We start from the raw sequence: 11,350 nt of genomic DNA on the forward strand, positions 1-11,350 counted from the left end.
TGGTTGTTCGTAAGAAAAGGCAGACCATCAATAATAAGGATAAAGTACATGACGCAGACAACATCACCGTCTCCAGATGTGCAAGAAATGGTGGCACAATCAGATACTGGTGCGCGTAGCCCTCGTGGTATCCAAGGCCGTATTTTATGGTTTGTGCCTCTATGTTGGTCACTGTTCCAACTTTGGTATGCATCTCCGCTGCCGTTCATTTTTAACTTCGCAATTTTAAACGACACTGAAGCTCGAGCAATTCACCTTACGTTTGCTATTTTCCTAGCCTTTACCGCTTATCCAGCCATGAAGAATTCGCCTAGGGATCGCATCCCCGCAGTCGATTGGATATTAGCGCTTGTAGGTAGCTTTTCAGCTTCTTATATCTATATTTTCTATACTGAACTCGCTGAGCGATCGGGCGCACCAACAACATTCGATATTGTTGCGGCTGTATTCGGTATGGTTTTACTGCTTGAAGCAACACGACGCGCTTTGGGTCCACCTCTTATGGTTGTGGCAGCAGTATTCCTACTTTATACCTTTGGCGGCCCTCACATGCCGGACGTTATTGCCCACAAAGGTGCGAGCCTGAACAAGGCAATGTCGCATCTGTGGCTAACAACTGAAGGTGTATTCGGTGTGGCACTTGGCGTATCAACGTCATTCGTATTCTTGTTTGTACTGTTTGGTGCAATGCTAGAACGTGCTGGCGCCGGTGCTTACTTTATTAAAGTTGCATTCTCACTGCTTGGTCACATGAAAGGCGGCCCAGCGAAAGCAGCCGTTGTCGCATCAGGTCTGTCTGGTTTGGTATCAGGTTCATCTATCGCGAACGTGGTAACCACGGGTACCTTTACTATCCCGCTAATGAAGCGTGTTGGTTTCCCGGGCACAAAAGCCGGTGCGGTAGAAGTCGCGGCTTCAACCAATGGTCAATTAACACCACCTATCATGGGTGCAGCAGCCTTCTTGATGGTTGAGTATGTGGGCATTTCGTATGTAGAAGTAATCAAAGCCGCGCTACTGCCCGCTCTGATCTCTTACATCGCTCTGATTTACATTGTTCATCTAGAAGCATGTAAAGCAGGTATGACTGGCCTACCTCGTCGCCACACACCAACTATCGTACAAAGCTTACTGTCTTTCACGGGTACCATTTTAGGTCTGTGTGTCATCAGCGCTGCGGTTTACTACGGTGTGGGTTGGACGAAAGATGTATTTGGCGATGCGGCAACACCAATCGTAACTGTGGCGCTATTGATCGCTTATGTTGCTCTGGTTCGCGTATCTGCAAAATACGCAGCTGAAGGCGGCATGGAAATCGATGCTGATCTAAAAGAAGTTCCGGATCCAGGCCCAACGATTAAATCAGGTTTACACTTCCTACTGCCTATCGTAGTGCTAGTTTGGTGTCTGACGGTTGAACGTTTCTCTCCAGGTCTGTCGGCATTCTGGGCGACCGTGTTCATGATCTTCATTCTGATCACTCAGCGTCCGTTAATGACTCTGATGAACAAATCAGACGATCTTGCAGAGCAAACTAAAGCTGGCTTCGTTGATCTCGCAGAGAGCTTGGTTTCAGGCGCACGTAACATGATTGGTATCGGTGTCGCGACAGCGGCTGCAGGTACGGTTGTAGGCGTGGTGACTCTAACGGGTATCGGTCTAGTAATGACGGACTTCGTTGAGTTTATCTCAGGCGGTAGCATCATTCTTATGTTGCTATTCACTGCAGTAATCAGCTTGATCTTAGGTATGGGCTTGCCAACAACGGCGAACTACATCGTTGTATCAACGCTGATGGCTCCGGTAATCGTGACCCTAGGCGCTGCGCACGGCTTGATCATTCCATTGATTGCGGTTCACTTATTCGTGTTCTACTTTGGTATTCTTGCGGATGATACACCTCCGGTAGGTCTCGCGGCGTTTGCAGCAGCGGCAATTGCGAAATCAGATCCGATTCGTACTGGTATCCAAGGCTTCACCTATGATATCCGTACCGCAATTCTACCTTTCATGTTCATCTTCAATACTCAACTACTACTGATGGGCATTGATTCTTGGTGGCACTTAGCACTAACGATTTTCTCATCTGTGACTGCGGTACTTATCTTCGCAGCTGCAACACAAGGTTGGTGGTTCACCAAGAACAAGTGGTGGGAAACGGTGCTGCTTATTGCATTAACCTTCACTTTCTTCCGCCCTGGCTTCTGGTGGGACATGATTTACCCAGAGAAAGTTCTTTCACCTGGAGTTGAGATTGCTCAAATCACGGAAAAGCTGGATGTGGGACAATCACTTGAACTTAGAGTGGGTGGCGAAAACTTAGAAGGTGACTATTCTGAAAAGACAGTTCGCCTGCCGTTTGAAGATTCTGCGACCTCAAGTGAAGATCGTATTGCCTCTATGGGTCTAATGCTGACTGAATCAGAAGGCAAGATGATTGTTGATATGGTTGAGTTCGGTAGCCCAGCAGAAGCGGCTGGTATTGATTTCGATTGGGAAATCAAATCCGTTATCCAAGATGCAGATCGACCAATGAAAGAGTGGGTATTCTTACCAGCTCTGATCATTTTGATTGGTTTAGCGATGAACCAAAGAAGACGTGCTCGTAAGGATGAGATTAGCGCGTAATGGATAAGGCTGAGTAGTGCTTAGCGCTATTTGGCTTTATTACATGGAAAGGATAATTACAGTGCTAAGTGAAAGCTTAGCGCTGATTAAAAAGAGACGAATACATGTATAAACAAATCCTTGTTCCTGTTGATCTTAATGACAAAGGCTTTTCTGATAAGGCAGTCGAACTGGCGGTATGGCACGCAAAACACAGCAATGCTGAAATCCACATTCTGAACGTACTACCAGGCATTCACATGTCGATGGTGGCGTCTTACTTCCCGAAAGATGCAGCGAACCAAATGAAGCTTGATGTTAAAAATCAGCTCAAAGAGTTTGCCGACAAACACATCGACGATGAAGTGGTTTACAAAGTTCATGTTGCTGAGGGTAAAACCTACGCGACGATTCTTGATTACGCAGAAAAGCTTGGCGCCGACCTTATCGTGATGCCTAGCCATAAGCGTTCAAAAATCGACAAAGTGGTACTTGGCTCGGTTGCAAGCAAAGTAGTACAGAACTCACCAATCAATGTATTGGTGGTTAAACCGCAAGGTTAAGTCATTTAATCGACACACAATCTAAAAAGGTTGGCCTACAGGCCAACCTTTTTTGTTTTGCGTTCGCACCATTTAATTCTTTAATCAACTCACTAAGTTCTGCGGATTACCCTCAACAAACCCATCAATATTATCGATTAAGATATCAGACAGTTTTTGAATTGAACTGTCACTGCCCCACGCCACATGTGGAGTGAGTAATAAGTTCGGTAAGTGGCTATTAGCCAATAGTGGATTTGAGTTGTCGGCTGGCTCTTGTGTAAACACATCCATACCTGCGCCTGCAATCTCATGTTTTTTCAAAGCCTCAACTAGGGCTTGTTCATCTACTAGACCTCCGCGCCCGGCATTAATTAATACCGCGCTCGATTTCATCATTGTGAGCTCTCGCTCTGAAATCAGATTTTGGGTCGCATCAGTCAATGGGCAATGTAGACTGATCGCATCCGCTTGCTTCAATACCGTATCAAAAGGTAGATACCCTTCTCGACAAGACTCTGCTCCTTTTCGCTCGGCAAACATCACCTTCATACCAATCGCTTTGGCTAACATTGCGGTGGCTTGACCTAAGCTGCCACTCCCCATCAACCCCAGTGTGCTGCCAGCCACATCTTGAATCGGATGAGTAAAGAAGCAGAACTGCTTGTCCTTTTGCCACTCACCTGCCTCAATGTCTTTGTGATAACCAACAAGGTTTCGTTTAAGTGCAAACAGCATTGCGATGACATGTTCAGGAACCGATTGAGTCGCATAACCTTGTACGTTTGTCACTGCAATGTTTTTAGATTTGCAGTATTCCACATCGACATTATTGACACCGGTCGCTGAAACCGCGATCAACTTGAGTTTTTTCGCACCAGCGAGATTCGACTCATTGAGCACTACCTTGTTAGTGATCACCACATCAGCTTCTTCAACTCGCTCTGATACTTGCTCAGGAGCTGTGAAATCATACTCTACCCATTCATGCTCAAAGCTCAGAGGCTTTAAATGAATTTGAGATGGGATAGTCGCTCTATCGAGAAACACAACTTTCAGCGTTGGCATTCTTCTTCCTTGGTTAGATCTATGAATCAGTCCATTCTAAGCTTTTAGCTTACTGTAGTCTGGAAGCTCAGGCGCAATTTCAAAGTGCTGTTCGATTTGTGGCGATGCTTGAGGATAAAACTCACACGGAACAAAGGCTTTGAATAACTGATCATTGGCCGGGTGATAAAAACTGAGTTCACACGCGTGCAGAGCCAACCTATCGCTATAGTTAAACGCATCTAGCGTTGCATAAAACTCATCACCCACAATTGGGTTCCCTATTTCCATACAGTGCACTCGCAACTGATGGGAACGCCCGGTAATCGGCAGTAACTTCAATAAGGTCGTTTTTACCTCTTCTTGCTCAACCACATAGCGAGTCTGAGATGATTTACCATCCTCGAAACACACTTTCTGCTTCGGCCGGTTTGGCCAATCGCAAATAAGAGGGAGGTCAATCAAACCTTCAGCTTCTTCTACTGAACCCCATACTCGGGCGTAATAGAGTTTGTGTGTCAGTCGATATTGAAATTGCTTCTTCAAATGACGCTCAGCTTGTTTGTGTTTAGCGAGCAGCATCAAGCCCGATGTCGACATGTCTAATCGATGCACGACTTGAATCTCTGGAAATTCGACAACCAAGCGACTCCACATACTGTCGTAATGCTCAGGTAACCTACCCGGAACAGAAAGCAGGCCTGCAGGCTTGTTCACCACAAGAATATCGTCATCTTGATAAACAATATCAATCCACGGTTCACGTGGTGGTGTGTACTGTTCTAACGCCATTGAAGCCTCTTAATTGCTAGTGAACAAATAATTCACGGTTGATTCGTTTATAAATAAATACAATTTTCAATATTTTCGTACATAAAAGTTGACGGCTTTACAAAACATGGTATTGATAGGGTAACAGATAATAAGAAGTCAGCATCAAAGGAAAAACGATGGACAGTACGGTTAAAACCACCAACACAAAAACACCAACCTCAGCTCCCCTATCAAGTTTAATTAAGTCTCTTGGCCCAGGCATTATGATGGCCGCAGCGGCTGTAGGTGGTTCTCACTTAGTCGCCTCAACCAAGGCGGGTGCGATTTATGGTTGGCAGCTTGCCGCTCTCATTATCCTCGTTAACGTATTTAAATATCCATTCTTCAGAGCCGGCATCCAATACACGCTAGGAACGGGTCAAAGCTTGGTGGAAGGTTACTCTAACCTAGGCCGCCCATACCTTGTGATCTTTTCGATCTTGAGTGCCATATCTGCGGTCGTGAATACCGCTGCCCTGCTATTATTCAGTGCAAGCCTACTCAGTTACTTTGTTCCTTTCGATTTAGCCACTAGCACCTTATGCATGATCGTTTTAGCGACCTGTTTGATCATTCTGTTTGCTGGCCATTATCGTGCTCTAGATACACTATCTAAAGCGATCATGGCGATCTTAACCATCACAACCTTAGCTGCAGTCGCCATTGCTATCGGCTCTCCAGTCGAACCTGATACTGCTTTTGTTCCACCGTCGCCTTGGTCATTGGCTGCTATTGGTTTTATCGTGGTGACCATGGGTTGGATGCCTGCGCCTATCGAAATATCAAGCATCACCTCTATGTGGCTAAAAAGCCAAAAAGAGAAGCAGGAAGTGACCGCACAATCAGCGCTGTTCGACTTTAACGTTGGCTACATTGGTACGGCGCTGCTTGCTTTAGTATTCGTTGCGTTAGGCGCGCTAGTACTTCACGGTTCGGGAGTTGAACTGTCTCGCTCCGGTGTTGGCTTTACTCATCAATTGGTCGGCATCTACGCTTCGACAATTGGTGAATGGTCTCGCCCGTTAATCGCTCTTATCGCTTTCTTCTGTATCTTTGGTAGCACCATTACCGTTATCGATGGCTACTCACGCGTGCTTGCTGAATCACAACGTCTATTATTCAAAAAAGATTCAAGCCCAAGAATGCTGCAAGGCTGGATAATCATTGTCTCTATCGCGGCACTCGCGATTGTGATGTTCTTTAGCGCAGCACTGATGCCTATGCTCGATTTCGCAATGGTACTCGCGTTTGCAACAACGCCATTCTTCGCTCTGCTTAATTTCATCTTGGTCAACAAAGCTAAGCTTCCAGAAGCGCTAGCCATTGGCAGCAAACTAAAATGGTTGTCTGTAGCAGGTCTTGTTTACCTATTTGGTTTCCTAGCGGTATTTGTTTGGTGGAAGTGGTTAATGTAACCAGCTACTTGAATTGTTAATTAAGCTACAGATACAAATAAGGCCTTCATAATGAAGGCCTTATTTCGTTGAAGCATTTCGCTAATTCAAAACTAGTTGTGAGAAACCACAATCAAGCGTAATGAATCTAGCTGAACCTGAGCTTTGCTGATGTAACCGGTCAGTTCATTGATTTGAGCTTCGATTACCTCTAGCTCTTCATCACGAATATTAGGATTCACGGCTTTAAGCGCTTGTAGACGCTCTAATTCACCGTTCAGGTTAGTCTGCATATCTCGTTGAGCTTGTTCACGCACTTCTTCCACTTTAGGAAGTACGTGCGTCTCACCCGCTTCGATTAGCTTGTGAATTTCACCTTGTACCGAGTTAACTAGCTTGCTCGCTAGGTGACGGTTTACAGGGCTTAATTGACGGTTAAAGCTGTCGAACTCAACCTGAGCTGATAAGTCATTACCACGGCCATCCATCATCAAACGAATTGGCGTCTTAGGCAAGAACTGGCTGATACCGCTGCGTTTCGGCGCTTGCGCATCCACAAGGTAAACCAGCTCAAGCAGGATAGTACCCACTGGCAGCGCTTTGTTTTTCAGTAGTGATACCGCTGATGCACCAACACCTTCACTCAGTAGCAGATCGATACCGCCCTGAATCATTGGGTGTTCCCAGCTAATGAAGTTCATGTCTTCACGAGAAAGCGCAGTATCACGATCAAACGTGATGGTTGCGCCTTCGTATGGTAAGCCTGGGTAGCTTGGCACCATCATGTGCTCAGACGGCGTTACAACCAGAGCATTCTCACCCTTGTCGTCTTGGTTCAAGCCAATCGTATCGAACAGGCTTAGTGCAAACGTTACTAGGTTAGTGTCGCCGTCAGTCGAGGCAATCTTCTCTGCAATTTCATGCGCTTTGTCGCCGCCGTTTGAGTGCATTTCTAATAGGCGATCACGGCCTTTTTCTAGATCTGATTTCAGGCTTTGATTTAGCTTGGCAGACTCTTCAATCACTTCATCAAGTTGCTCAGTGTTACCAGAAGCCAGCATCTCGATAAGAACATCTGAGTACTTATCGTAAACCGTGCGACCCGTTGGACAAGTTTCCGCAAATGCATTCAGACCTTCATCGAACCAACGCGCAAGGATCGCCTGTGATGTGCCTTTTAGGTAAGGAACATGAATGTCGATATCACGCAGCTGACCGATACGGTCCAAACGGCCAATACGTTGCTCAAGCAAGTCTGGGTTGAATGGAAGATCGAACATCACAAGTTGGTTAGCGAACTGGAAGTTACGACCTTCAGAGCCGATTTCACTACAGATAAGAACCTGAGCGCCGCCCTCTTCTTGAGCAAAGTAAGCCGCAGCTTTATCACGCTCTAGAATCGACATGCCTTCGTGGAATACGGTTGCACGCACACCTTCACGCTCACGCAGTGCTTGCTCTAATTGAAGAGCCGTACTTGCACGAGAGGCGATCACTAGGATTTTCTCGCTGCGCTTGTCTTGGATCTTTTCAATCAACCAGTTAACACGTGAGTCGAACTGCCACCAGCTTGAATCTTCACCTTCAAACTCTTGGAAGATCTCTTCTGGATACAGCATCTTCATTGCACGAGCTTCGGGAGCCATTTTGCCACCGATCATGCCAGATACACGCATTGAGGTTGTGTACTGCGTTGGAATCTCCATCGGCAGTAGGTTTACATTACGCTTAGGGAAGCCTTTGATTGCAGCACGTGTGTTTCTGAAAAGAACACGGCCAGTACCATGGCGATCCATAAGGTTATCAATCAATTCTTGGCGAGCTAACGCTTGCTCTTCTTCGCTGCTATCACCTTCGATAACGCGGAATAGAGGCTCAACATCTTGCTCAGAAAGCAGTTCCGTAATCTGGTTCTTCGCGCTGTTTTCAAGCTTCACTCCAGAGAACAGAGCCGTTACTGCATCAGCAACCGGTGCGTATTGGTCTTCTTCTTCAACGAATGCTTCGTAATCGTAGAAGCGATCAGGATCAAGCAGACGCAGACGTGCAAAGTGGCTCTCACGACCAAGCTGTTCAGGCGTTGCTGTTAGTAGTAGCACACCAGACGTATTTTCCGCTAAGCCTTCAACCACTTGGTATTCACGGCTTGGTTTGTCTTGGCTCCACTCAAGGTGGTGCGCTTCATCGACAACCAACAAGTCCCACTCGCCTTCAAGTGCTTGCTCGTAGCGCTTACGGCTCTTACGTAGGAAGTCCAAAGAACACAGAACGTACTGCTGGGTATCAAACGGGTTGTCTGATTCAGCAAACGCTTCAATACAACGCTCTTCATCGAAGATAGAAAAATGCAGGTTGAAACGGCGCATCATCTCTACTAACCATTGGTGTTGTAGAGTTTCAGGAACCACAATCAGAATGCGTTCAGCACGGCCAGACAGCACCTGTTGGTGGATGATCATGCCCGCTTCGATGGTTTTACCTAGGCCCACTTCATCAGCCAGTAAAACGCGCGGAGCGTGACGACGACCCACTTCATGAGCGATGTATAGCTGATGAGGGATCAAGCCAGCACGCATACCACACAAGCCACGCATCGGGCTCTTGTGTTGTTGGTACTGGTTGCTTAGCGCACGGTAACGCAACACAAAGTTATCCATACGGTCGATTTGACCTGCGTATAGCTTATCTTGTGGCTTGTTAAAGCGGATCTGGTTGCTTAAGAAGATTTCACGCAGAGTGACTTCTGTTTCTTGGGTATCTTCGCGAGTACCTAAGTAGGTTAGCAGCCCTTTGTCTTCGATAACTTCTTCGACAGACAGAGACCAACCTTCTTGGCATTCGATGACATCGCCTACATTAAACGTTACTCGGGTTACGGGAGCATCAGTACGTGCATAAACACGGTTTTCTTCTGACGCTGCAAACATTAGTGTCACTGTGCGAGCATCCATTGCTACAACGGTACCTAAACCTAAATCGCTCTCCGTATCGCTTATCCAGCGTTGCCCCAAAGCAAATGTCATGAATCGACTACCTCAATCTTATAGTTGGAATTTGGTCTTCTTAACTGCAGTTTTAAACAAGAACATTATCGCTCCTGAACTAAAAATATAGCCAAAAATGTCTAGTTTGCAGCCACTTTTTAAGTGCGCTCTCAATAATAAATATCTCGAGAAAATGGTGCAGAAAAAGGTCGCTAATCTTACTCGATGCTGTGATTTAGGTCACGCCTAAAGGAGATGATTTCATGCTTTTTTTCTGTTTTCGCCAGTGCAATCAAACTGTCAAAAATTCATGGTTAATCTATAGGTAGCAGATTGCTGCTCTCAAACGAATACACCATATTCACTCGTAACGATATGGTGCTGTTCCTCTAGATGAAGTTTAGGTGAGTAGTTGACTATCACCAGAATCAGATACTAATCTTTATATGAGCTTTATCTACGTTCAATGAATGCAAGGCAAGCCGCACGTCGGCAAGGAGATGCTATGGGCGAGACCAACCGGAAGCTATTTGTTTTAGACACCAATATCCTACTTCACGAACCCTTCGCTATATTTTCTTTCCAAGAGCACGATGTCGTTATCCCCATGACAGTGCTAGAAGAACTCGACAGAATCAAAGACAGTAAAAGAGACGTTGCTCGAGATGCGAGAATTGCGATTCGAACGCTCGAAGACCTGTTCAGGGAAGCCACACCAGACCAAATATCGGAAGGCATCCCTTTTTCTAAAGACATAAATGCATCTGGCAGTATTTCAATACTCGCTGACTACGAACTTCAAGAAAGCATCAAAGCCTTTGCCGATGACAAGGCGGGCGATAACCGAATCCTCAACGCTGTCCTCTATCTTCAAAATAAACGCGCACCACGCGAAGTGGTTCTCATCACCAAAGACATCAATATGCGTTTACGAGCAAAAGGCGCCGGTGTACGTTTTGTTGAAGACTATCAAACTGACCAACTGATTGATGATATCCAATACCTCACCAAAGGCTTCCAACAACTGGAAGGCTCATTTTGGGATGGTATCGATAATGTCGAGAGCAGAAGTTTAGGCGGCAAGACGCTGCACACCTTAGCAAGAGCGCCGTTCGAACCAACCTTCCTCAACCAATATGTGATTGACGAAGAAAGTGACTTTGCCGCTCGAGTCGAGGAGATTGAGCCGGAAAGCATTACCCTGAGAGACCTCAGCCGCGAAAGATTGATGAATCGCAGAGCATGGGACATCACACCAAAGAACGTCTATCAAGGCATGGCGATTGATGCGCTGCTCGACCCTGATATTGATCTTGTGATTCTCACTGGCGCCGCAGGTAGTGGTAAGACACTGCTTGCTATGGCTGCTGCACTTGAACAAACCATTGAACGTAAGCAATTCGATAAGATCATCGTAACCCGCAACACCCCTGATATTGGTGAGTCGATAGGTTTCCTTCCGGGTACAGAGGAAGAGAAAATGTTGCCTTGGTTAGCCGCAGTGACCGATACACTGGAAGCGCTGCACAAGAACGACCACTGCACAGAAGGCTCGATGAAGTACATCTGTGACAAAGCCAATATCCAGTTCAAATCAATCAACTTCATGCGTGGCCGCTCGATTCAAAATGCCTTTGTGCTTTTGGATGAGTGTCAGAACCTCACCGCTTCACAGATAAAAACCATCATCACCCGTTGTGGTGAAGGTACTAAGATCGTCTGCTCAGGTAACTTAGCGCAGATAGATTCTTCTTACCTAACCCCTGTGACTTCAGGCTTAACCTACATGGTTGAGCGTTTTAAAAACTTCGAAGGCAGTGCCAACATCCACCTCAATGGTGTGGTGCGTAGCCGACTAGCTGAGTTTGCGGAAGAGAACATGTAGTGACTCTATACGCTCACTGAATCAGTAATCTAAAAACAAAAAGCGCCTCACATTGGAGTAATGCCGTTCGGATAAGCA

The 11,350-nt window shown here is 46.2% G+C and carries 7 protein-coding genes; 4 read left to right on the forward strand and 3 right to left on the reverse strand.

Annotated elements, in window-relative coordinates; all coding sequences use genetic code 11:
• Positions 1-48: 48 nt before the first annotated feature.
• Together AB4558_RS00670 and AB4558_RS00675 are read left to right on the forward strand one after the other, a co-directional pair.
• On the forward strand, positions 49-2,628 hold the full coding sequence (locus AB4558_RS00670; protein ID WP_372073158.1) for a TRAP transporter permease: 2,580 nt from the start codon (positions 49-51) through the stop codon (positions 2,626-2,628).
• A 104-nt stretch (positions 2,629-2,732) separates the two neighbouring features.
• Positions 2,733-3,170 (forward strand): universal stress protein, encoded by a 438-nt coding sequence (locus tag AB4558_RS00675; protein ID WP_004740830.1) that lies wholly within the window; start codon positions 2,733-2,735, stop codon positions 3,168-3,170.
• 84 nt (positions 3,171-3,254) lie between these two features.
• Here AB4558_RS00675 and AB4558_RS00680 read toward each other — a convergent pair whose 3' ends face one another.
• Positions 3,255-4,217, reverse strand: a complete 963-nt coding sequence (locus AB4558_RS00680; RefSeq protein WP_102321209.1) for a D-2-hydroxyacid dehydrogenase — start codon at positions 4,215-4,217, stop codon at positions 3,255-3,257.
• 36 nt (positions 4,218-4,253) lie between these two features.
• Positions 4,254-4,988 carry a pseudouridine synthase gene (locus tag AB4558_RS00685; RefSeq protein WP_372157665.1) on the reverse strand — a complete coding sequence of 245 codons (735 nt, stop codon included), beginning with the start codon at positions 4,986-4,988 and terminating at the stop codon, positions 4,254-4,256.
• 158 nt (positions 4,989-5,146) lie between these two features.
• Here AB4558_RS00685 and AB4558_RS00690 point away from each other — a divergent pair, with 158 nt between their 5' ends.
• A complete protein-coding gene (locus tag AB4558_RS00690) occupies positions 5,147-6,424 on the forward strand; it encodes an NRAMP family divalent metal transporter (protein ID WP_372102352.1) in 1,278 nt (425 codons plus the stop codon).
• A gap of 92 nt (positions 6,425-6,516) precedes the next feature.
• Here AB4558_RS00690 and rapA read toward each other — a convergent pair whose 3' ends face one another.
• Positions 6,517-9,426, reverse strand: a complete 2,910-nt coding sequence (gene rapA, locus AB4558_RS00695; protein WP_017062952.1) for an RNA polymerase-associated protein RapA — start codon at positions 9,424-9,426, stop codon at positions 6,517-6,519.
• A gap of 466 nt (positions 9,427-9,892) precedes the next feature.
• On the opposite strand from rapA, the gene AB4558_RS00700 reads away from it, so the two are divergent.
• On the forward strand, positions 9,893-11,272 hold the full coding sequence (locus AB4558_RS00700; RefSeq protein ID WP_017062953.1) for a PhoH family protein: 1,380 nt from the start codon (positions 9,893-9,895) through the stop codon (positions 11,270-11,272).
• Positions 11,273-11,350: the final 78 nt, after the last annotated feature.

The sequence above is a fragment of the Vibrio sp. 10N.222.51.C5 genome, assembly GCF_041474575.1.
In the GTDB taxonomy this organism is placed as follows: Bacteria; Pseudomonadota; Gammaproteobacteria; order Enterobacterales; family Vibrionaceae; genus Vibrio; species Vibrio crassostreae_C.

Bases quoted from the DNA above. Each gene is read 5' to 3' on its own strand.
- AB4558_RS00670 (WP_372073158.1), top strand. From the start codon at position 49: ATGACGCAGACAACATCACCGTCTCCAGATGTGCAAGAAATGGTGGCA.
- AB4558_RS00675 (WP_004740830.1), top strand. From the start codon at position 2,733: ATGTATAAACAAATCCTTGTTCCTGTTGATCTTAATGACAAAGGCTTT.
- AB4558_RS00680 (WP_102321209.1), bottom strand. From the start codon at position 4,217: ATGCCAACGCTGAAAGTTGTGTTTCTCGATAGAGCGACTATCCCATCT.
- AB4558_RS00685 (WP_372157665.1), bottom strand. From the start codon at position 4,988: ATGGCGTTAGAACAGTACACACCACCACGTGAACCGTGGATTGATATT.
- AB4558_RS00690 (WP_372102352.1), top strand. From the start codon at position 5,147: ATGGACAGTACGGTTAAAACCACCAACACAAAAACACCAACCTCAGCT.
- rapA (WP_017062952.1), bottom strand. From the start codon at position 9,426: ATGACATTTGCTTTGGGGCAACGCTGGATAAGCGATACGGAGAGCGAT.
- AB4558_RS00700 (WP_017062953.1), top strand. From the start codon at position 9,893: ATGGGCGAGACCAACCGGAAGCTATTTGTTTTAGACACCAATATCCTA.